This window comes from Wenyingzhuangia sp. IMCC45467, from assembly GCF_054111205.1.
The window spans coordinates 802,131-825,953 of the sequence record NZ_CM134196.1 but is presented as its reverse complement, the minus strand read 5'-3'; the positions used below and the strand labels follow the sequence as shown (position 1 = coordinate 825,953).

Here is a 23,823-nt window from a genome sequence, read left to right as displayed (position 1 = left end):
AAAAATTTATAAATATTTAAAACCTGTAATTATGAAAAAAACAATACTTAGTTTTTTAACCATAGCAACGGCTTTTAGCCTTAATGCCCAAGTGGTACAAGTAAAAGAAATTAATAATAGTGGAACATCAAGTTCTAGTCCAGCAAATTTATTTGTGTATCAGAACCATATTTATTTTGCTGCAGACGATTCAAGTGGATCTAACAGTCCAAATGGTGAAGATTTAGGAAAAGAATTATGGAAATCTGACGGTACTGAAAGTGGAACTGTTTTGGTAAAAGATCTTAGAATTGGTAGCAGCAATTCTTCTCCTAATTTTTTCTTTAGCTATAACGATATGTTATATTTTTCTGCAAATTCAGGAGGTGGAAACGTTTTGTTTTCTACAGATGGAACCGAGGAAGGAACAAATGCAACAGGAGGACCTTTTATTTTTAATCAAGTAGAATTAAATAACAAGATATATTATGTGAATACTGTAGATGGTAATAAGCTATACGAGTTTAACGGAACTACAGCTAGCGCTGTAACCAATGCAGGAACGGGAATAGAAAATGTTGTTGGAGCCAATATTGTTGCTTTTAATAATAAGTTATACTTATATATGGATTATTCTGAAGATGAACCTACAGTTGGAAGAGAGTTGTATGTTTACGATCCTGAAACTGGAGTTTTTAGTTTGATAAAAGATGTAGATGCGGGAACAGGAGATTCTAGCATTAGTAACTTTACAGTAGTAGCTAACACCTTGTTTTTTGAAGCAGATAATGCTTTGTGGATGACGGATGGAACTACTGAAGGAACTCAATCACTTGAAGTAGCTTTGAGTGTAACAGGAGTAAATAATTTTTATGGTTGGAATGGAACTTTGTTTTTTGAAGGAGATGATGGAGCAGGAGATCAGTTGTGGAGTTATACTAAAGAAACTAATGTGCTTACCAAATTGAGTAATGTTGCAGGAGAAAATAGTGATCATGATCCTTCTGATTATGTGGTTTACGATGGGTATTTATATTACAGTGGAAAAGATGCAAATGATACTGATAAGCATTTATTTAGAACCAATGGAACGACAGTTCAGCAAATGGATACAGCTATTAAAGATGTTGATGATTTAGTAGAAATGAACGGAATTATTTATTTTGAAGGAGATAATGGAGCCACAGGGAATGAATTGTATCGTTTTGATCCCGAAAGTTTATCAACATCAAGTGTGCTTTCAAAAAGTATAAAAATATATCCAAATCCTGCGCAAGAATATATTGTTGTACCATCAGAACTTATAGGTGATGAATATTCTATAGTGAATATAACAGGAAGTGTAGTAAAAAAAGGATTTGTTGTATCAGAAAAAATAGATTTAAATCTTTCTTCGGGAGTGTATATTATAAGTTTTAAAACAAGTAAAGGACTTGCAAGTAAAAAACTAGTGATTAAAAATTAAATAAAAAAACAAGCCCCTTACTGAGTAGTAAGGGGCTTGTTTTTTAGAATATTATCCATTCATTGATATTAAAAATTCTTCATTGTTTCTAGAAGATTTAATTCGATCTTTAATAAATTCCATGGCTTCAACAGGATTCATGTCTGCCAAGTATTTTCTTAACACCCACATTCGTTGTACTGTTTTTTCATCTAATAATAAATCATCTCTACGAGTACTAGATTTTATTAAGTCAATAGCAGGATAAATACGTCTGTTAGCAATATTTCTTTCTAATTGAAGTTCCATGTTTCCAGTACCTTTAAACTCTTCAAAAATAACTTCATCCATTTTAGAACCAGTTTCTGTAAGAGCAGTAGCAATAATACTTAAAGAACCACCACCTTCAATATTACGAGCAGCACCAAAAAAACGTTTTGGTTTGTGTAAAGCATTGGCATCAATACCTCCAGATAATATTTTACCAGATGCAGGAGCAACAGTGTTATAAGCTCTAGCCAAACGAGTAATAGAGTCTAAAAGTATTACTACATCATGACCACATTCTACCAAACGTTTTGCTTTTTCTAACACAATATTGGCTACTTTAACATGTTTGTCTGCAGGTTCGTCAAAAGTAGAAGCAACTACTTCACCACGAACACTACGTTGCATGTCTGTAACCTCTTCTGGTCTTTCGTCTATTAATAAAACTAATTGATATACTTCTGGGTGATTGGTGGCAATAGCATTGGCAATGTCTTTTAATAACATTGTTTTACCTGTTTTTGGTTGTGCTACAATCATACCACGTTGTCCTTTACCAATAGGAGCAAACAAGTCTATAATTCTTGTAGATAATGAACTTCTACCCCCAGATAAATTGAATTTTTCTTCTGGGAAAAGAGGAGTAAGGTGTTCAAAAGAAACACGATCTCTTACCTCTTTAGGAGATAATCCGTTAATTTTAGAGACTCTAATTAATGGAAAATATTTTTCACCTTCTTTTGGAGGTCTTACATTTCCTTTAACAGTGTCTCCTGTTTTTAAACCAAATAATTTTATTTGAGACTGAGAAACATAAATATCATCTGGTGAAGAAAGATAGTTGTAGTCTGATGATCTTAAAAAACCATAACCGTCAGGCATCATTTCTAATACTCCTTCACTTTCAATAATTCCATCAAACTCATAGTTAGGGTCTTTTAGACTTTTACCTTTGTTGTTTTTATTATTTCTAGGATTGTTGTTTTTGTTGTTTCTAGGTGGGTTAGGATTATTGTTTTGGGGTTGGTTTTGATTGCTGTTGTTATCTTTGATTTCAGATTTTTTAGCAGCATTATTTTTGTTGTTGTTTCTAGGTACTCTTTGAGGTTTGTCTTGAGGCTTTTCCTGAGTTTTTTCAACAGGTTTAGAGTTTTCTTCAGCATCTACAACAACTTCTGTTTTTTCCTCAGTTTTTGTAACTGGTTTTTGAGGTTTTTCAGCGGTTACTCTAGGTTTTCTAGGGACTCTAGTTTTTTTAACAGGAGCTGGTTTTTCTTCTTCAGCTTTTTGGGAAGTGTTAGTTTGTTTGTTTGCTTCGTGAGCAGCTTGCTCATCAAGAATTTTGTAAATCAAGTCTAATTTTTTTAATTGACTTGTTTTTTTTAATCCAATTGTTTTGGCAATTTCTTGTAAATCGGCAAGAGTTTTTGCTTTTAATTGAGAAATTTCGAACATTTAAAATGTGTATAATGAATATTAAGTTCTCTTAACTGGTACATAGCTATAATAGTAAGAGAAATTTGTTTGTTTTAAATTGAAAATAATATAACAGGTAAGTATTTCTGTTATAAATGTTTAATAGATATGACAAATATAGTTTTTTTTTTAATCTGACAAAGTCTTTCATAAATAAAAAGAAAATGTAAATTTGTAATCGTTATTTTTAAAAGAGTATGATTCAAAGAATTCAAACATTGTATTTGTTATCTGTATTTATAATTACAGGTGTATTGACTAATTTTATTTCTTTTTTTACTCTAAATGATGGTGTTGAGTTATACTTAATCAACACATTTACAAATAACTCAGTTCTTTTAAAATCAGTAGGAGTGTTTTTTGTTTTAACCGCAATTTTATCATTATTAGCTGTATTTAGCTATAAAAAAAGACAAAATCAATTTGTGGTGAATAGAATTAACATTCTGATCAACTTCTATTTATTAAGTGTATTGATGTACTTATCTCTAAAATTACCTGGAGAAATGCAAATTTCTGAGAAAGGTATTGGGATTTATTTTCCTATTGTTAATGTTGTTTTGCTAGTCATGGCAAACAAGGCAATTAAGAAAGATGAAGATCTCGTAAAATCTGTAGATAGGTTACGATAAGCTTAACATCTTAGTTTATTTAGTGCGACTAAAATCCCAAGACATATGTTTTGGGATTTTTTTTATGTTATTTCCCTATTTTACTGATATAAATATCCTTCTACATTTCAATTTTAAATTGTAATTTTGCATACTACAAAAAAAGGAACATGTTAGATAAATTAAGAATAGTGAAGCAGCGTTTTGATGAAGTATCAGATTTGATTATTCAACCTGATATTATTTCGGATCAAAAACGTTATGCTAAACTTAATAAAGAATATAAAGATTTAAGTAAAGTTGTTGAGAAAGGAAATGAGTATCAAAATTTAATTTCTAATCTTGAAGAAGCTAAAGAAATAATTGCAGATGGGTCTGATGCCGAAATGGTGGAAATGGCAAAAATGGAAATGGAAGAAGCTAATGAAAAAATTCCTAAGCTAGAAGAGGATATCAAATTCATGTTAATTCCAAAAGATCCTGAAGATGCTAAAAATGTTATTGTAGAAATTAGAGCAGGTACTGGTGGAGATGAAGCTAGTATTTTTGCAGGTGATTTATACAGAATGTATACAAAGTATGCTGCAACTAGAGGTTGGAAATGCGAAGTTGAAGATATTGCTGATGGTACTTCCGGAGGTTTTAAAGAAATAATTTTTAGTGTTACAGGAGAAGATGTATATGGAGATTTAAAGTTTGAATCTGGAGTTCACCGTGTACAACGTGTACCACAAACTGAAACACAAGGACGTGTACATACTTCTGCAGCAACAGTAATGGTGTTGCCAGAAGCAGAAGAGTTTGATGTACAAATTAACAATGCCGATGTACGTGTAGATTATTTCTGTTCATCTGGGCCAGGAGGACAATCTGTAAACACAACTTATTCTGCAGTACGTTTGACCCATATTCCTACAGGAATTGTAGCACAATGTCAGGATCAGAAGTCTCAACATAAAAACAAAGACAAAGCTATGAAAGTATTACGTTCTCGTATTTACGAAGTAGAATTGGCTAAAAAGTTAGAAGCTGATGCAGCACAACGTAAAACAATGGTAAGTTCAGGAGATAGATCTGCTAAAATTAGAACCTATAACTATCCACAAGGTCGTGTTACAGAACATAGAATTGGTTTAACAATGTATGATTTGAGTAATATTATTAATGGAGATATTCATAAAATTATTGAAGAATTGAAATTAACAGAAAACACTGAAAAGTTAAAAGAATTAGGAGAAGCTAATATTTAATAATATTACTAATAAAATTTAAAAGCCCTTTACTTTCGTAAAGGGCTTTTGCGTTTGAAAAATAAGCGATGTTTAGATAAATGAAATTCTGCTATGAAATTAACTAAACATTTTTTTCTTCTAAATGCTCAAACTCATAAAGAAGAATTGCTATGAAAAAGTTGCTTATACTGCTAAATTAGTATAGAAGTTAATGTGTTTGTTTATGTTTTCGTTAAGTGGTTGTTTTATGCTGATAAATGGTTAGTTTATTATGGTTAAGTAGACTTTTTAAAGTATATTTTCTATCTTTAAATAAAAACCTGAAAAATGAAAAACTTAGTATTGGCTAGTTCTGGCAGTGTACATGGGGCTGGATATTTAGAATATTTACTTCCTACCATAGATAAGTTATATAAAGATGTAGAAGAAATTGTTTTTATTCCCTATGCTCAACCAGGTGGTGTTAGTTATGATACTTATACCGATGCCGTACAAGCGGCTTTGAGTAGTTTGGGAATTGAGGTAAAAGGAATTCATGAATTTGATGATGCTAGAGAAGCTATTAAAAAAGCAAAAGGAATTTTTGTAGGAGGAGGAAATACTTTTTTATTAGTGTCTAATTTATACAGTGCTGGTTTATGGAATGTTTTAAAAAGTGCTATAAATAGAGGAGTTCCTTATTTAGGAACCAGTGCAGGAACAAATATTACAGGATTAACAATGCAAACAACAAATGATATGCCTATAGTTTTACCACAATGTTATAAGACTTTAGGAGTTGTTCCTTTTAATTTTAATGCACATTATATAGAACCTGATGTGGATTCCACGCATAAAGGAGAAACAAGAGATACTAGAATTATAGAATTTCAATCTATAGAAAAAACTTGTGTGTTAGGGCTTAAAGAGGGGAGTTGGTTAAGGGTTAAAGGAGATGATATTTTTTTAAGAGGAGGTATACAGGCTTATTGGTTTGAGAAAAAGGAGAAAAAAATAGTTGAGCCCAATACAAATTTAAAAGCATAAAAAAAGCTGAGTAATGTATTGCTCAGCTTTTTTGTTTTAGTAATTTATTCTCTCTGTAATTTCTAGTCCGTAACCTGTAATTCCAACTCGTTTTTTGTTGGCAGGTGAGTTGGTTAGCAATCTTAGTTTGGTTACATCAATATTATGTAATATTTGTGCTCCAATTCCAAAATCTTTTTCATCCATAGGATTGCTGTTAGATTCTTGTGAAGCAATTCCTTTTTGAGTGTTTTTAAGGTCTATAAGACGTTTTTTAAGGTTAAAGGTAAGTTGTTCTTGATTAATGAAAACAACAGCTCCTTTTCCTTCTTTATTAATTTTATCAAAAATTCTAGCTAATTTATCTTCAGGTCCTGTGGTTAGTGTGTTTAAAATATCATTACCAAAAGCGTTAGGTGTTACTTTACACAAAACCTCTTCATCTTTAGCCCAAGACCCCTTGGTTAATGCTAAGTGTATTTGATTGTTTGTAGTTTGGTTATATGCTCTTAGTCTAAAAGTTCCAAAACGGGTTTCAATATCAAAATCTTCAATTTTTTTAATTAAAGAATCGTGCTGCATACGATAAGAAACTAAGTCTTCAATAGAAATTAGCTTTAAATCAAACTTGTCTGCAACTTCTCTTAAACGAGGTAAACGTGCCATGCTACCATCTTCGTTTAAAATTTCAACTAAAATTCCAGCAGGTTTTAAACCAGCCAAACGAGCCAAATCAACACTAGCTTCTGTGTGTCCAGTTCTTCTTAAAACTCCCCCTTCTTTAGCTTTTAAAGGAAATATATGTCCAGGTCTTCCTAAATCAGACGGTTTGGTTTCTTTTTGAGTTAAAGAATAAATGGTTTTAGATCTATCGTGAGCAGATATTCCGGTTGTACATCCATTACCAATTAAATCTACAGAAACTGTGAATTGAGTGTTGTGTAAAACGGTATTGTTGTTTACCATCATATCTAATCCTAACTCTTCACAACGTTCTTCAATTAATGGGGCACAAATTAATCCACGACCGTGTTGAGCCATAAAATTAATCATTTCTGGAGTTACCTTTTCGGCAGCTGCAATAAAATCTCCTTCATTCTCTCTGTCTTCATCGTCTACAACAATAATCATTTTACCATTTCTAATATCTTCAATGGCACCTTGTATTGAATCTAACTTTATTTTGGTTGTATTTTCGGTATTATTCATCTCTTTTTTTAAGTCGGTTGAATAGTTTTTTAAACGGGGTTAAAATTACATCAAATTTTACGAATCCCATGTCTCTAGAAGCACTTATCGTAAAAATTAAAGCCAAAGGAATCATAATTAACGTACCAGACCATCCTCCTAAAAAGGCACTAACTTTACTTTCTTCGGCAACATTTTTACCAAAAGTATTGATAAAGTGATAAGCTACATAAATAATAATAGCCATAATCATAGGGAGTCCAAAACCTCCTTTTCTAATAATTGAACCAAGAGAAGCTCCTACAAAAAAGAGTAAGAGACAAGAAAATGAGTTGGTTAAAATATAATGGAATTGGTAATCGTGGTTGTTTAAATCCTTACGTTTTCTTTTAAAATAATCTTTGTATCCTTGAACATTGTCTAGTTTGTTTTTAATGTTTCTTGAAGCTTGTTCTAGAATATCTATCTGTCCTCCTTCATTAAAATAATCTAATACTTCTTTTTGGGAATTATTGTTTTGAGAACTCTCAGCTACTATAGTATTAGATTCTGTGGATGATAGGTCTTCTTCTTCTGATGTATTGATGTTTTTTGTTGTAAGATTGATGCTGTTACCATCATTGATTTTATTTTTAATACCTGTTTTGTTGGAATATAAATCTTCGGACATTTTATCAACCATAAGGTTAGATTGCATAGATTTAAACTTGGTATTAATAAACTTATCATATGAGTATTTTAAACTGTCAGCACTATTTTTTAACTGCCCCATGTTTTTCATGGTATAGTGATGTTTGTACTTTTCTTCTTCTAAATCGGTACTAGTTAAATCTGAAATATCAATATTTAAGGTATGTTTACTAAACTTAGCCATAGATGATGGCATTTTTAACCTTTCTTGACGTCTTTTTTGATTGTTGGTATGGTCTTCAAAAAAGTATCCGTTTTCTAAAATTAAAGTCATGTATTTACTTCCTTCTTCAGTGGTAATTTTACCTTTTTCGGCTGTAATAATACTTTGATCTTCTTTACTCCCTTGGGTGTCTATAATTAAAACATCTTTTAATAAGTTGTTTTCTTCTCCATATTTTTTAGAAAATTTTATACTATACCCAGGCATTTCATCATTAAAACTACCTTCTACCAAAGCCATGGTTGGTTGTGTTTTTTTTATGTTTAGTAAAAGATTTTTTTGTTTTAAACTAGCATATGGATAGGTGTAATTAATTAAAAAGAAATTAGCTAAAGAGATAAGTCCTACGCAAATAATTAAGGGTCTTAGAAATCTAAAAAAAGAGATTCCAGCAGATTTAATAGCAGCAAATTCATAATTTTCCCCTAAATTCCCCATGGTCATAATAGAAGACAATAAAACGGATATTGGTAAGGCTTGTGGAGTAACAAATAAGCACATGTACCAAAGAAATTTACCTATAATATTTAGTTCTATTCCTTTTCCTGCAATATCATCAAACACCAACCAAAGCGCTTGCATTACTAATACAAACATTACAATGGAAAATGAGGCTAAGAAAGGAACTAAAAAGCTCTTGATTAAATATTTGTCTAAGGTTTTCAACAAAAAGAGGGGTTATTCATTAATATAATATCCTAAACCTTCGTATTTGGCTTTGTTAAAAGCAAAGGTATTAGGTGCTAATTGCTGATTTGTTTTGTAGTCTGTAATGGTAAAATTAGTATTGGTTCCATTTGTACCTATTTCTGTTAAAGAAGTAATTTGATTGTTCTGTGTATTTATACCTAATAGAATGTGCGATACTTCTTCTGATTTTTCTGTGGGCGTTAATTTGATAAACTGTACAACCCCTTCTTTTTTATCTAGTTGGTAAGTATAGCCTTTTTTATAAAAACTTAATAGCTTTGATGGGGTAATACTTTCGTCATCAATATCACTAGCAGGAGTAATATTTACTTCTTCATTTTCTGGAGAAATTACATAATTGTTTTTTTTATCAAAAAGAATGATGTTGTCTAAATAGTGTAATATATATTTATCTCCCTCAATAACAGCAGAACCTTTGCTAGATTGTTTTATGTTTACTGCTTTGTTTTCTAAGGTATGAGTAAACTCAATTTTAATGTTTTTGTATTGTTCTAATTCGCTAGAAACTTTGTCTAATATGTTTTGTGCTTTGGTGTCATTTTGCGAAAAACCTAAAGAGGTTACCAAAAATGATAAGGCTAATATGTATGTTTTTTTCATCTTAATTGTTTTTTTCATTGGCTAATAATTGCTCTAAGGCTGTTAAATCGGTAACCAAAACCTGTCTGGCTTTACTTCCCTCAAATGGACCAACAATTCCTGCCGCCTCTAATTGATCTATCAACCTACCTGCTCTGTTATAGCCTAATTTTAATTTACGTTGTAATAATGATGCAGATCCTTGTTGTGCAATTACAATGGTTTCTGCTGCTTCTTGAAATAATTTGTCTCTATCTGCAATATCAATATCAAGTTCTGTACCGTTTCCATCTTCTCCAACATATTCAGGCAGTTGGTAAGCTTCTGGATAAGCTCTTTGAGAACCAATAAAGTCGGTTATTTTTTCTACTTCAGGAGTATCAACAAATGCACATTGTACACGAATAAGATCGTTTCCGCTAGAGATAAGTAAGTCTCCACGACCAATAAGTTGATCGGCTCCAGGAGCATCTAAAATGGTTCTAGAATCTATTTTAGAAGTTACTCTAAAGGCAATTCTTAAAGGGAAATTTGCCTTAATTATTCCCGTAATTACGTTTACAGATGGTCTTTGTGTAGCTACAATTAAATGAATACCAATGGCACGTGCTAGTTGAGCCAAACGGGCAATAGGTGTTTCTACTTCTTTACCAGCAGTCATAATTAAATCGGCAAACTCATCAATAACCAATACAATGTATGGTAAGAATTTATGACCATCATTCGGATTTAATTTACGAGCCTTAAATTTTTCGTTATACTCTTTAATGTTACGAACCATGGCATCTTTAAGCAAGTCGTAACGATTGTCCATTTCTATACAAAGGGAGTTTAAGGTATGGACTACTTTGGTGGTATCTGTAATAATAGCATCATCCGTATCAGGTAGTTTTGCTAAGTAATGACGTTCAATTTTGTTGAACAAAGTCAATTCTACTTTTTTAGGATCTACCAGTACAAATTTAACTTCAGCAGGATGTTTTTTATATAAAAGTGAAGTTAAAACAGCGTTTAATCCTACAGATTTACCTTGTCCAGTGGCACCAGCCATTAACATATGTGGGGCTTTGGCTAGGTCAAATGTAAAAGTTTCGTTAGCAATGGTTTTTCCTAAGGCAATAGGAAGTTCCATTTTAGATTGTTGAAATCTGTTAGAAGCAATTACAGAGTTCATGGAAACAATGTTTGCTTTTTTGTTAGGCACTTCTATACCAATGGTTCCTTTTCCTGGAATAGGAGCAATAATACGTATTCCTAAAGCTGATAAAGATAAGGCAATATCATCTTCTAGGTTTTTTATTTTTGAAATTCTAATTCCAGCTTCTGGAACAATTTCATATAAGGTAATGGTTGGCCCAACAGTTGCTTTAATTTGAGCTATTCCAATTTTGTAATTGTTAAGTGTGTCAACAATTTTGTTTTTATTGGCTTCTAACTCTTCAGCATCTACAGAAATAGAATCATCAAATTCTCTTAGTAAATTAAGGGTTGGGAATTTATAATTTCCTAAATCTAAAGTAGGATCAAACTCTCCAAAATCTTTTACTAATTTATCTGCTAGATTAGAGGTTGTAATTTCTTCTTTTTTAACTTCTTCTACATCAATTTTAAGTTCTTCTTTCGTTTCTTTTTTATCTGTAGAAGTTTTTATGTTAGAGTGGTTTTGAATGGTTGGAGTTACGTTTTTAACCGCCATTTCAAAAGTAGAAGTTGGTCTGGTTTCAGGTTCTTTTTCTTCAAACTCATCTAAAGAAATAATCTTTTCTTTAACAACTTCATTATTGGTATTGATGTTGTTTTCTGCAGTTGTTGGTTCTTCTTGATTCTCTTCTGGGGATTCTATAATTCCATCCTCTGATGTTTGAGCAGTAAAACTATTTTTTAAATCGGTAATTTCTTCTTTTTTAGGTAACCAACCTTTTATTCTTTCTGGTGTAATTTTAAATCGGATAACAAAGTAAGTTGCATATCCAAAAACAATTAAAATTATTAAACCGAAAGGAGCAAGGTAAGGGGTTAAGTAGTTGTTTAGTTCTACACCAACTACTCCAGCAATTAAAGCGTTTTTATTTGCTAAAAAACCAAAGGTTGTAGCTGTCCAAATTAAACCTAACATTCCCCAATTCCAAGATTTAAATATTTTTTTGACGGGTATTTTTAGTAAAATGTACAACCCTGTTAAAAACAAAAGAACAGGAATGATAATGGCTGCAATACCAAAACCTTTGTAAATAAAGAAATAACTTAAATTAGCACCTAGTTTACCAAGTAAGTTTTTAGCTTCTATGGCTTTGTTTTCTAATTGACCAATGGTAGTTTGATCTGCTTGCCAAGTAAAGAAAAAAGAAATAAAGGCAGTAAATAGAAAAATACCAAAAAGCAGGATAAATAACCCAAAAACAGTTTGAGTTTGTCTGTTGTTGACAAAATCTTTTATTTTTTCTTTTCGATGAGTATTTTTGTTAACTTTTTTGGTGCTTTTTTTTGGCATTTAAAACGGTAAATTTTTGGTAAAGATACAGAATTACTAATATAGGAAATGCATTAATTTCGGGATATAAATAAACCCAATAATAATAGCTCCAAATAATCCTGCAAATAACACAGCACCAGCACTAACATCTTTAATAGTACCAATTTTTTTATCAAAATCAGGTTGAATAAAGTCTGCTATTTTTTCAATGGAAGTATTTAGAGCTTCTACACTAATTACGAGTCCAATAGCTAAAAATTGAAACATCCATTCTGTTAAAGTAATGTTAGTTATAAAACCTAAAAGACTTAATAAAATAGTACTAATACAATGTACTTTAATTGCATTTTCAGTTTTAATTAAATATACAGCACCAACTATTGCATATTTTAAGCTTTCAATTCTATTGATTATAAAGTTTTGTTTTTTTGTTTTCATAGTAAAAAGAAAAAGACTGTTAAAAAGTTAAAAACATCTTATTTAAATTGATGAAGTTGCTACTTTTAAACAGTCTTTTTAGCTTTAATTATAAGGCTGCTAAAGCGGCTTTGTAATTAGGTTCGTTAGTAGTTTCACTTACTTGTTCTGTGTAAGCTACTTCTCCTTTTGTATTGATTACTACAATTGATCTAGATAATAATCCTTCTAAAGGACCATCTGCAAAAGTTACTTCATAGTCTTTTCCAAAGTTTCCAGAAATGTCTGATAAACTTAAAACGTTTTCAATTCCTTCGGCACCACAAAAACGAGCATGAGCAAAAGGTAAGTCTTTAGATATACATAAAACTTTTGTGTTTTCTAATTCAGAAGCTTCTTTGTTAAAAGTTCTTACAGACATAGCACAAGTTCCAGTATCTACACTAGGAAAAATATTTAAAATGATGTTTTGACCTTCAAAATCTGATAAACTTACTTCAGATAAATCAATATTTCTTAAGGTAAAATTAGGAGCTTTAGTTCCAATAACTGGTAAATTTCCGATAGTTGTAATTGGGTTGCTTTTTAATGTGATGTTAGCCATTTTAATAATTTTTTTTTGAAAACTAAATATATAAAAAATGCCTTTAACATTGTTAAAGGCATCAAGGTTTATATTGGTTTATTTTTTATAACGCAACTAAAGAATTTTCTGTGTTTGCATAATCATTAAATATCAATGCTTCAGGCTCATCATCATTTACGTATTCACCATCTAATATATATTTGTATTCGTAAGATTTTTCTGTATCTAAATCTACAACAACCTTAAAAGTTCCGTTTTTTAATTTTTTTAATGGAGTTGCAGTTACATCCCACTCATTAAAATCTCCTACTAATACCGCTTCTGCAGCTTCTGGAGCAGAAATAGCAAATGTTACTTTACAAACTGGTTTACTTTTTAAAAATTTCTTTGTTACAGCCATAGTTTATTAGTTTTTATATACCTCCAAATTTAATAATAAATACTATATGCGTACTCTTTTTTTTCTGAATGTGTTGATTTTTAATGATTTGTTAAATTAGGAGTGTTAACATTAGTTAATTGTTAAATATGACTACTTATTCTTGTTCTAATGATATAAATTAAGGTCATGGTAAAATTAAATTATGATAACCTGTGTTAATTTTCTATATTTAAACGACTTTATAAAACGTATGTTTAAGTAAAAAAGATTGATGGTAAACGAAATAGTTAAAAATTTACAGAAAGGAAGAAGTTTATTAGTGGATATTTCTCGCGAACATTATTGCGATAAATCAATTCCACCCTATTATTCAAGTATAGGAGGGCATATGAGACATATTTTAGACATGTTTAATTGCATTTTTATTGGATATCATTCTGGTACTGTAGATTTAACAAAAAGAGATAGAAATATAAATGTAGAAACTTTTCCTAGTTATGGAACGGAGTATTTAGATGCTATCATTCAACATTTATCAAGTTTAAATGAAGCTGATTTAAATAACCCCATAAAAGTTATTGATGATTTAGGAGGCGGATGTTGTGCTGTTAATTCTACCTTAGGAGCTGTTTTGGCACAAGCACAAAGTCACGCAATTCATCATTATGCAACCATTGGTTATATGATGTATCATTTAGGAGTTACCCTTAATGATGATAGTTTTGGGTTAAACCCTACTACACCAAAAGTAAAAGTAGCTAGGGGTTAGTCATTAAATAAATGACTTAATAATGCTCTTATTCCCAGTACAAAAAGAATTATGGTAAAAATAGCAAGGAATATACCTATTACTAAAAATGAATAAATACCATCTTTTTGTAATGCTTTAAAGCCAATATTTACAACTACAGGACTTAAAACTAATAATGGCAACACTGCTGCCATAATATTAATTCCTTTTTTTAGGTAATTTTTGTTACTGCTCATTGTTTATATAATTAATTACATTTCTAACACTTCCGTGGGTTAGTAATAATTCTTTGGCTTTTGTATATGATATTTGTAATTCGTTAACTAACATTTGTGTACCTCTGTCTACCAATTTATCATTAGACAATTGCATATCTACCATTTTGTTTCCTTTAACTTTTCCTAAAAGAACCATGGTGGCGGTACTAATCATGTTTAAGACCATTTTTTGAGCAGTTCCTGCTTTCATTCTAGAGCTACCTGTTATAAATTCTGGACCAACAGTTACTACAATGGGTAGTTGTGCTACTTTGTGTAAAGGACTGTTTTGGTTCATAGTAATACAACCTGTAATAATGTTTTTATCATTACAACTTTTTAAAGCACTAATAACATAAGGAGTGGTTCCCGATGCAGCAATTCCAATAACAACATCTTTTTCTGTAATATGATGATTTAACAAGTCTATCCAACCTTGCATATCATTGTCTTCGGCATTTTCAACAGCTTTTCTAATAGCAGTATCACCACCGGCAATCAATCCTACAACAATGTCATCATCTACACCAAAAGTAGGAGGACATTCTGAGGCATCTAAAACACCTAAACGTCCACTAGTTCCTGCTCCCATATAAAATAAACGTCCTCCTTTTTTTAATTTACTAACCGTTGTATTAATTAGTTTTTCAATTTCAGGTAATGCTTTTTCTACAGCCAAGGCAACTTTTTTGTCTTCATAATTCATGTTTTGAATTAATTCTAATGCAGACATGTTTTCTAAGTCGTTGTACAAAGAATCTTGTTCTGTGGTTTTATGAAAGCTCATGTTTACTCTATGTTAATGTTTCTAATGATTTTGTTTCCACTTTGATCTACTACAATAATTTGATGTTTTCCTTTTTGTGGAGTAATCGCTATTTCGTGATGTTGATTTGTTTTTTTTATAAAAGTATTATCTATATACCAAAAAAGAGTTTCTGTATTTCTTTGATGGGTGGCTTTTATTACAATCGCATTTAGCTTTTCATTAAAATCTTTTGTGAGTATAAATGTAGTATTTTCATTTGGACTTAAGAAATCCATTACTTTAGAATTGGCTTGAATACATTCTTTTTTTACAGGAGGTACTGCTACGTAATTACTGTTGTTCTTTTTGTAATACCAGGCTTGATTTGGTGGTAAAATAAACCAAGTTTTTTCCTTTATATCATTACTAGAAACACAATTTTTGTATACTCTGTATTGTTCTTTTTGGTCTAAAAATATTTTTTGATGAAATGGACAGGGTAAAGTAACGTTATTCACCAAAGGAATTAACTCTTTTCTGACAGGACATAAAGGGTTGGCTTTATATCCACTTATAGTACAAACATCTATTTCTCTAAGTTCATCTAAAGGTGTAGTAAACCAATTCTTTTTTGGTAGTTTTTCTAACAGTTCAAACATAATAGGGGCAGCGTGGTTTACTCCAGTCATATTGGCTATTCCTTCTCCATCGGCATTTCCTATCCAAACACCAATAGCATAATCTTTATTGACTCCAATACTCCAAGCATCTTTATTTCCAAAGCTGGTTCCTGTTTTCCAAGCAATTTTTTTAGAAGAACTATAGTGTTTCCATTCCTTATCATCTTCAGGTCTGCTTAGTTCTGTCATGGCATCAAACCCTAAATAAATACTCCCTGCATCAAAAATATTTTGTTCATAAACTTTTGTCCCTAAATCTATTTTATCATTTAAATAATAGCTGCTATATTGATGTTCTTTGGTAAGATATTGACTATTATTCTCTGTATAATGATTTACTGTACTGGCAAGATTTGCATACATATTGGTGATGTGCCATAAAGAACTTTCTGCACCTCCTAAAATCAAAGTCAAACCATAATGATCTACAGGTTTGTTAATGTTTTTTAAGCCCAAATAATTCAAATCATTTTTAAATTTATGTAAACCGTACTGTCTTAACAATCTAACGGCAGGAATGTTTAAAGATTTAGCAATGGCTTTTTTTGCAGAAATTGCTCCTGCATAAGTCATGTCAAAATTCTGAGGGGTATATTCTTGTATTTGCGTTGGAATGTCTGGAACAAGCATATTGGGTAACAATTCTCCATTGTTTAATAAACCCATGTAAAGAATAGGTTTTAAGGTACTTCCTGTACTTCTTTGTGCCTTTATCATGTCTACAAATTTTTGATTTTCAATATTTGTAGGACTATTACCAACATAAGCAACTACCTTTTTGGTTTTAACGTTTAAGATCAATACAGCAATGTTGTGTATGTTGTTTTTTTGATATTGATGATAGTATTTTTCAACAGTATTTAAGGCACTTTTTTGAAGATTGTAATCAATACTAGTCACAGCTCTTTTACCTTGGTGTTGTTGTTTGACTTCTGATAAAAGATGGAGATTATCTTGTGGAATGGTAACGGGTTTTTGTGGAATTTCTTCTTGTATGGCTAAATCATACGTAAGTTGATTGATGATTCCTTTGTTTTTTAATTTTGCTAGTAAAAAATCTCTTTTATTTTTTAATAATGCTTTATTTTTTCCAGGGAAAATTAGGCTAGGGGCATTGGGTAACACTGCTAAAGTTGCACTTTCAGCCCATGATAATTTATTGGGTGAGGTTCCAAAATATTTCCAAGAAGCCATTTCTAATCCAACTACATTCCCTCCGTAAGGAGCATGATGTACATATAAATTTAAAATTTCTTCTTTAGATTTTGAAAACTCCAAACGTGTTGCCCAAATAAGTTCAATTAGTTTTTCGGTATAGGTTCTTCTTTGGTTTCTACTAAGTCTAATGACTTGTTGTGTAATTGTACTAGCTCCTCTTTTAATTCTATTATTTTTTAAATTAGTTATCATGGCTTTACCCATGGCTATTGGGTTAAATCCAAAATGATAATTAAAATACTCATCTTCATAAAAAAGAATACACTTTTTAATTTTATCAGGAATTTGTTGGCTAGGAGGGAATCTCCATTGTTCATCGTTAGCAATGGTAGCTCCTAATAATTGCTCATCTGATGAAAAAATAACAGTAGAATAATCTTCTTTAAATAAATGGTTAGGTAATAAAAAGGCATACCAAATACATAAAATCAAACTTATAGTAAGAATGATTTTATGTTTTTTTAAGTATGAAATAATTTTTTGCTTCAAAATTAAGGAATCACGTTTATCCATTTTCCTTTGGTATGACTCATGTAATTTTGATCGTACATGGCTTCTACATGTGTACCCGGTAAATAATAACTTCCCAAATAAGTTGTGTTAATTTTTACGTTAAAACTTTTGGTTTCATTGGTTTTTAAATCAAAATAATAATGGATGGCATTGTCTCTAATATCAGCATAATCAATATTACTTATTTCATTATTCTCATCTATAGCATAACGAGTGTTGATCAACTCCCATCCTGAAGGAATTTGATAAGTCAATGCAACATCCTTTACTGATTTGTTTACAATGTTTTTCACTTCAATTTCGGCCACAAAACTAATTCCTTGACTAAGGTTGGTCACGTCTAATGGTTTTCCATTATTATCTACATATTTTATTTGGGTAATTAGGTTTTTAGATAGACTTTCCTCGTTGTTTATTTCAGGAATTCCAGAATAGGTAATTTTAACATAAAGTGCTTTTTTGCCATTATTGTTAATGGTAATTTGATTGTCTCCTTGGTCAATTTTCACCTCTTTTTTCCAAATAGATTTTTGAGTATTGATGTCTGTTTTTGCACCATTTGTATTAAGTTTTGCTAGCAAAGGTTGATTGCTTGTTTGTTGATAATAATTACATAAGGCTAACAAACAATTTGCGGTTGTTTTGGTATTTAAATAGTTGTCGCTATTTAATTCATTGGCAATATCTTGTAGTATTTCTCGCGCTTTGGTTTCGTTGTTTAAGGCTTGATAAGTTTCTAAAGCAATAGATTTGTTGATTAAAGTAGAACCATGGTTTACTTGAAAAACTTTGGTGTAATCAATTAACGAGGCACTGTTCATTAATTCTGTTGCTGCTTCTTTTTGACCAATAATGGCATAAGCCAATGCCAATCTTAATTTAGCAATATTATCAATGTTTTTATCTTCTCTTAAACGGTTCATAATAGACAATTCAGGATTTTGAGCCAAAGCCAAAGTATAAAGTCGGTAGGCTTGTTCTACATAAGAATTATCTTTTGTTTTTCTCCAAGAACGGGCTATTTGTTTTTGATAAGCGATCCAATTATTTTTAAAGTTATATGGCAAAGCATATCCTTGTTTTTCAGCTTCAATTAAAAAGTGTCCTGCATAATTGCTTACCCATTCATTGGCTTTGTAATTTCCTGGCCAATATGTAAATCCACCAGAAGTTAATTGAAAACTATTTAGTTTTTGAATTCCTGCTTTGATGTTTTTGGTGATGGTATTTTTATCAGATTGAGATAGTTCAAACAAATCATGCATATATAATTGTGGAAAAACAGCCGAAACGGTTTGTTCTAAACATCCATGAGGATAACGAATTAAATATTGTAATCTATCACTAAAGTTGATTTGTGGAAAAGTAGAAATCTCAATATTAGCATGGTTGGTATTTGCTATTCCAAAACCATTAATGGTTATTTTTTGGGTACTATTGGCTTCAATATAAGCTTCTTCACTTTTGGTTACTTTGCTGATAGGATTGTAAGAATCTAATTTAATATCATAACTAGCTGTGTGTGATTTGTTTTTAGCCGTAATGGTAATTTTACCCATTCCTGTTTTGATTGTTTTGATATCAAAATAAGCAATATCATCACCCGGTTCTTTAAAGTTTAACGTTTGAGTCTTATTTCCTTCAATTGAAAAAACATCATTAGTTTTGATTTCAATTTTTACGTTTTGATTGTTTTCTAAGGCATTAAAAACGGTGATAGGGACTTTAATTTTTTCATTTAAACTCACTTTTCTTGGAGCACTGGCCAATAACATTAAAGGTTTTTTAACCAAAACACTAGCATCCGTTTGTCCATAAGCTTCGCTTTCTGGATGATGAGCTACAATCATGGCTTTTACTGCTCCAATGTATTTTGGAAGGGTGATTTTATGTGTGTTGGTTTCGTTTTTAGATAATGTATAAGGTCCTTTAAAAATAACCACAGGTTTAAATCTGTTGGCTTTTTGCGTTTTTGCAGCTCCCAAATCTTGATCTCCTCCAATGCTAAATACCTGATTTAATTTTCCGCCAAACGCTCCAATTACATCATCATACATATCCCAAGTTTTAATTCCCAAAGCCTCTTTGTTGTTAAAATATTTCCATGGAGAAGGAGTGGTGTATCGAGTTAAATCTAACAAACCTTCATCTACAATAGCAATGGTATAGGTAAATGGTTGTCCATTTTTTTCGGCTACTTTTAAAGTAAATTCTTTTTCGGGTTCTACTTCTTTTGGAATGTTTAAAGTTGGATTTAAATGTGTACTTGCATCTTCTACAAAAATATTTTTAATACCGTACATTCTAATAGGTAAATCATTTTTGGTATTGTGATGTGGCTGTAAAGACGTAATGCTGATATACACATTCGGAGTCATATTTTTATTTACCTTGAATGTGAAATTGGTACTTTCTTTTTGGGTATCAACCGTAAAATGTTGAATTACTTTTTCGTTGTTTTCAATAGTGATTAACGCATGTCCGTTTTCAGCAGAAGGAAAGTTTACTTTAACTTCTTCATTTAATTGATAGGTTTCCTTGTCGGTTGTAAAAACCAACATAGCAGCTTCTTTTTGATTTCCTTTTTTTGCTTTTCCAGCCCAACCTGGCCAATCAATAAAAACAGTTTCTCCTGTGCTGTGTCCAGAAGATTTGTTGGTTACTTGTACAAAATATCTTCCCCATTCAGGATATTTAATTTCAAATTTAAAACTAGCTTTTCCATTAGAACTGGTATTAATAGTTTTGTTAAATACAGGAGTTTTAAAAGAAGAAGCGCTAAATTGAGAATAGTTATTGGTATTGTTCCACCACCAACTATTTTGCATTTTGTAAATGTTTACTTCTAATTTTTGATTGGCAACAGCTTTTCCATTCTCATCAACACTTACCAACTCAAAAAGATGTTCTTTGTCTGTTAAAAGCATATTTCTAGCTTTGTCTCCTTGTGGTCTTTTAAGACCTGTATAAGTGGTAAAAGGAGAATAAGTTTGACTGTAAACATCTGTACTGAAATCTCCACCATTTTCAAAAACCTTAGTAGTTAAATAAGCTTTTAACAAACCAGGAGCATTGTTGTTTATTTTAGGATTTAAAACAAATTTAATTTCTCCAGCGCTGTTTAGTTTATCATTTAACACATTGGTTTCTTCGGTTTCAAAATGTTTGCTAGGATCATCAAAAACAAAACTAGGAAAGTTTTCAAAACTAGTTTTCTGAGGTTTTAACATTAAAGAACTTTCTACTTTTAATTCTTTGGCAATGGCACCATGTAACCACTTTGCAGCAATATTTACTTCGTTGTTTTTACTCAGTACTTTTGCATCGGTTTTGATGTTTATTTTTAACCTGTTAGGTTTGATAGTTTCAATTTTTAAGCTTTTTTGAAACGTGGCCCCACCTACAGAAATAGTAGCATTCCATTTTCCTGTAAGATCGCTGTCTTTTGTTGCTATTTTAAAAGTGTATAAATGATTTACTCCTTTGGTTTTTACTTTTCGGTATTTTAATACATTGTTAGGGTCTTTAATATCAATAGTTACTGGGTTGTTTTCTGGAATTTTGTTTTTAAGATCATTCAACATAAAACCAATAAAAATGGTGTCTCCAGGTCTCCAAACTCCTCGTTCTGTATAAATAAATCCTTTAATTCCTTTGATGGGTTGTACACCATTGGTGTTAAAATTACTCATAGACAATACATTCCCATCATTTACTTTTAAATAAGTAGTTTCACTGTCTTTTGTAGCAGTGATAAAAAATGGAGTTTTGTCCAACTCAATTATTGCAACTCCTTGTGTATTGGTTTGAATATTGGCAATAGGTTGTTGTTGGTAGTTGTAAAATTCAATTTTTACATCCGACAAAGGAGCAGAAGTAACGGTGTTGTTGGTTGCTATAAAAAAAGAATTGTTATTTCCTTTTTTTACGGTTAATCCAATATTGGTTGCAATAATGTTTTTGTAGATAGATTTGTTTCTGTAATATGAATACGTACAAGGATTGTCTCTATCTCTCCAGTTGTAATTTTCATAATCACTGTAATAATTATCGTTGTCCCAATTACTACTTTCTATGTCTTCTTCATCAAAATTTTGTTCTTGAACAGTTTTATTATTTACTGTTGTTGTGTTGTTACACTTGTAGGTAGAATAGGCTTGTTTAAAGTTTAATTGAACCCTGTAAATAGCTCCTTTATCAATATTAATTAACTGATCTAAGGCGATTCCATAAGTTTGCCATTTAGAATAATCAGAAGGATTGCTAGCGTTTAGTGGTACTATTTTTTTAGCAATAGGTCTGGCCACCATTTTAATGTTTTGATTTCCTTCTATATTGTTTTGCTGTAAAAATTGTAAAATATTAGATTCAAAAATTTTATAAATAGTGACTTCTACAGCATTAAGATTGATGGCTTGAAATTGAATGTTTAAATTTTCTGAATTGGGTAAAATATTACCTGATTTAGAAAACTTTATTGCTGGTTTGGGTTCATCAAAAGACAATGTTTTTGTAATGCTTGTTTGGTATGAATATCCATAAGTGTTTTTAATTCCTTGGTGAATAAATACTTTTAAATCTCCTTTTAAAGTGTTGTTAGGATATACTTTTACCAAGTTTCCAGAAATGACATATTTTAAATCATTCACTCCCTGAATACTAATCAAACCTTTTAAATTTTGATTTTTTTGCAAGGCATCCGTAAAATTGATTTCTACATATTGTTCTGCATTGTTTACAACTTTAATATCTACTACTTTAAAGTTGTTTTTCCCGATAATGTTAATTTCTCTGGTTTCATTTTTATCAACCCCTAAACTTGTACCGTTGTAGTTGATGTGAATTTTAGAATTTTCTACTTCTCTAAAAATACTATCAATTTTAAAAGGAAAAACATCGGTGTCTATGTTGATTTTATCAAACTTAATAGATAGTTGTTTGTTGTTTTGAGTGGCAGTAAGGACTTGTTTTATTTTATCAATAGAGGTTATGTCATTGGTTTTAATTTCTCCTACAATGTATTGCCAATCTTTGTTGTATGATTGTAAGGCTTGGGTATTGAAGTCAAAATCTTGTGTTTTAGTTTTAAACTTAAAACTATATGGACTTAATGGTTTTGTATGGTTTGGGTATAACTTTTCTAAGTTTAGTTGAACCTGATATTCTTGATGATTTAATAGAGGTGTTTTGGGCTTAAAAACAATTTGTTTATTGTTTATAATGTTAAGTATTCCATCAATGTTAGGTTGAGTGCTAAATACTTTTTTTAAATCTTCATTGGTGATTTCTGAAGGTTTTACTAAGAATATTTTGATTTCTTCTTGCGTAGATACTACTCCAGAGGTATGATTGTAAATGTATTCACTATAGTTAAAATCCTGATTGTTTATGGGTTTGTGTTGTTTTTTACAACTTGTTAAAAAGATACTTGATGTAATAAATAATAGACAGACTAAACCGATAAACTTTTTCATTGTTTTTTTTCTTCTAAAATAGAGAAATACAATGAAAAAGTCTGTAAGTTTTTATGGACTATTTTACAGTATAACTTGTTTTTATAAACTGATTAATTGAAAAATATCCCAAAGCATAATTATCTTGATTGGTAGTGTTTAAAATATTTCCTCTAACAGTTGCAGGAGCGGTAGAGAATGGTCCATTACCACCTTGGGCAAGTGAAAATATTTTGTCTAAATACTTTTGATAGGCTTTGCTAATACCGTAAAGAGAAATATCTACTTTCATATCTTTTTTTAAATCTTCATCAATATAGGTTTCAACATCAAAATTATTTTTACCAGGCTCTTCAGTATAATCTTCATCGCTTGCTACATTGTATTCAGGAATAATTCTAAACGGAGGATTAATTTTAGTTAAGTAATAATTATCAACACCAATTTCATTGTCAATATTTATGTTTAGTTGTATGGCTTCATCTATAAAAGAATTGGTTTGCTGAGTTATACTATTTATATCAACAATACTTGTAAAAACATCTTGGGCGGTATAAGTTTCTCCATTAACAGTAATGCTCAAAAAATATGTACTACCAAGAGTAGGATTAACAAAATCATCAGCAGTATAAATACCATCTTCTTCATCATTAGGAATGGCTGGGTTTACATCTAAAAAAGTTCCCATAGATTCCCCGTTTTCATTAGTAATAGAAATGGTTGCTCCTTTTACTTGTGGATAGTTATTGTTGTAATAGCTTGTGGTTTGGGTTAATTTAATACTTTGTCGGTTATAACTGTTGTCGTATTTATTAATGTCTATACTAGCTTCAATAACGAGTCTAGGAGATACGTTTTCTAATTCCTCAATAAAAATTTCTTCGGTACAAGAAATAGCACTTATTCCCGCTATTAATAAAAATAGATACTTTATCATGAG

Annotated in this window: 18 protein-coding genes; 5 read left to right on the top strand and 13 right to left on the bottom strand. The window is 30.7% G+C overall.

The features are described 5' to 3' along the window. The first annotated feature begins 31 nt into the window (after positions 1 to 31). Entirely contained in the window at positions 32 to 1,444 is a 1,413-nt protein-coding gene (locus tag ACXGQT_RS03650; RefSeq protein ID WP_457830048.1) for a T9SS type A sorting domain-containing protein, read from the top strand. A gap of 51 nt (positions 1,445 to 1,495) precedes the next feature. Here ACXGQT_RS03650 and rho read toward each other — a convergent pair whose 3' ends face one another. Next, complete coding sequence (gene rho / locus ACXGQT_RS03645; RefSeq protein ID WP_457830047.1) at positions 1,496 to 3,145, bottom strand: transcription termination factor Rho; 1,650 nt, start codon at positions 3,143 to 3,145, stop codon at positions 1,496 to 1,498. 218 nt (positions 3,146 to 3,363) lie between these two features. On the opposite strand from rho, the gene ACXGQT_RS03640 reads away from it, so the two are divergent. The 3 genes from ACXGQT_RS03640 (at position 3,364) to pepE (ending at position 6,035) form a co-directional block, all read left to right on the top strand. Beyond that, complete coding sequence (locus ACXGQT_RS03640; RefSeq protein ID WP_457830046.1) at positions 3,364 to 3,798, top strand: DUF4293 domain-containing protein; 435 nt, start codon at positions 3,364 to 3,366, stop codon at positions 3,796 to 3,798. Between the two features lie 149 nt (positions 3,799 to 3,947). Next, a complete protein-coding gene (gene prfA / locus ACXGQT_RS03635; protein WP_457830045.1) occupies positions 3,948 to 5,027 on the top strand; it encodes a peptide chain release factor 1 in 1,080 nt (359 codons plus the stop codon). A 309-nt stretch (positions 5,028 to 5,336) separates the two neighbouring features. Further along, on the top strand, positions 5,337 to 6,035 hold the full coding sequence (gene pepE, locus ACXGQT_RS03630; protein ID WP_457830044.1) for a dipeptidase PepE: 699 nt from the start codon (positions 5,337 to 5,339) through the stop codon (positions 6,033 to 6,035). A 36-nt stretch (positions 6,036 to 6,071) separates the two neighbouring features. Here the strand turns inward: pepE and ribB are convergent, their stop codons facing one another. The 7 genes from ribB to ACXGQT_RS03595 form a co-directional block, all read right to left on the bottom strand. Further along, positions 6,072 to 7,223 carry a 3,4-dihydroxy-2-butanone-4-phosphate synthase gene (gene ribB / locus ACXGQT_RS03625; protein WP_457830043.1) on the bottom strand — a complete coding sequence of 384 codons (1,152 nt, stop codon included), beginning with the start codon at positions 7,221 to 7,223 and terminating at the stop codon, positions 6,072 to 6,074. Beyond that, on the bottom strand, positions 7,216 to 8,781 hold the full coding sequence (locus ACXGQT_RS03620) for an LptF/LptG family permease (RefSeq protein ID WP_457830042.1): 1,566 nt from the start codon (positions 8,779 to 8,781) through the stop codon (positions 7,216 to 7,218). The genes ribB and ACXGQT_RS03620 overlap by 8 nt, the downstream gene beginning before the upstream one ends. A 12-nt stretch (positions 8,782 to 8,793) precedes the next feature. Continuing rightward, a complete protein-coding gene (locus tag ACXGQT_RS03615; protein ID WP_457830041.1) occupies positions 8,794 to 9,426 on the bottom strand; it encodes a LolA family protein in 633 nt (210 codons plus the stop codon). 1 nt (position 9,427) lies between these two features. Beyond that, positions 9,428 to 11,896, bottom strand: a complete 2,469-nt coding sequence (locus ACXGQT_RS03610; protein ID WP_457830040.1) for a DNA translocase FtsK 4TM domain-containing protein — start codon at positions 11,894 to 11,896, stop codon at positions 9,428 to 9,430. Between the two features lie 36 nt (positions 11,897 to 11,932). Then, a complete protein-coding gene (locus tag ACXGQT_RS03605; RefSeq protein WP_457830039.1) occupies positions 11,933 to 12,316 on the bottom strand; it encodes a diacylglycerol kinase in 384 nt (127 codons plus the stop codon). An 88-nt stretch (positions 12,317 to 12,404) separates the two neighbouring features. Further along, positions 12,405 to 12,899 (bottom strand): thiol peroxidase, encoded by a 495-nt coding sequence (gene tpx / locus ACXGQT_RS03600; RefSeq protein ID WP_457830038.1) that lies wholly within the window; start codon positions 12,897 to 12,899, stop codon positions 12,405 to 12,407. An 85-nt stretch (positions 12,900 to 12,984) separates the two neighbouring features. Next, complete coding sequence (locus ACXGQT_RS03595) at positions 12,985 to 13,281, bottom strand: isoamylase early set domain-containing protein (RefSeq protein ID WP_457830037.1); 297 nt, start codon at positions 13,279 to 13,281, stop codon at positions 12,985 to 12,987. A 253-nt stretch (positions 13,282 to 13,534) separates the two neighbouring features. On the opposite strand from ACXGQT_RS03595, the gene ACXGQT_RS03590 reads away from it, so the two are divergent. Beyond that, positions 13,535 to 14,032, top strand: a complete 498-nt coding sequence (locus ACXGQT_RS03590) for a DinB family protein (RefSeq protein ID WP_457830036.1) — start codon at positions 13,535 to 13,537, stop codon at positions 14,030 to 14,032. On the opposite strand, the gene ACXGQT_RS03585 is transcribed toward ACXGQT_RS03590, so the two are convergent. From ACXGQT_RS03585 to ACXGQT_RS03565, 5 genes are read right to left on the bottom strand one after another with little or no spacing between them, the layout of a single operon-like run. Further along, positions 14,029 to 14,250 carry a DUF6095 family protein gene (locus ACXGQT_RS03585; RefSeq protein WP_457830035.1) on the bottom strand — a complete coding sequence of 74 codons (222 nt, stop codon included), beginning with the start codon at positions 14,248 to 14,250 and terminating at the stop codon, positions 14,029 to 14,031. The two genes, ACXGQT_RS03590 and ACXGQT_RS03585, sit on opposite strands and share 4 nt — an antisense overlap. Continuing rightward, positions 14,240 to 15,058, bottom strand: coding sequence for an N-acetylmuramic acid 6-phosphate etherase (gene murQ, locus ACXGQT_RS03580; protein ID WP_457830034.1), 819 nt, complete (start codon positions 15,056 to 15,058; stop codon positions 14,240 to 14,242). Before murQ ends, ACXGQT_RS03585 begins: the two co-directional genes overlap by 11 nt. 2 nt (positions 15,059 to 15,060) lie before the next feature. After that, positions 15,061 to 17,406 carry a penicillin-binding protein 1C gene (gene pbpC, locus ACXGQT_RS03575; protein WP_457830033.1) on the bottom strand — a complete coding sequence of 782 codons (2,346 nt, stop codon included), beginning with the start codon at positions 17,404 to 17,406 and terminating at the stop codon, positions 15,061 to 15,063. A 2-nt stretch (positions 17,407 to 17,408) separates the two neighbouring features. Beyond that, on the bottom strand, positions 17,409 to 22,904 hold the full coding sequence (locus ACXGQT_RS03570; protein WP_457830032.1) for an alpha-2-macroglobulin family protein: 5,496 nt from the start codon (positions 22,902 to 22,904) through the stop codon (positions 17,409 to 17,411). A 58-nt stretch (positions 22,905 to 22,962) separates the two neighbouring features. Beyond that, positions 22,963 to 23,820 (bottom strand): hypothetical protein, encoded by an 858-nt coding sequence (locus ACXGQT_RS03565; RefSeq protein ID WP_457830031.1) that lies wholly within the window; start codon positions 23,818 to 23,820, stop codon positions 22,963 to 22,965. Positions 23,821 to 23,823: the final 3 nt, after the last annotated feature.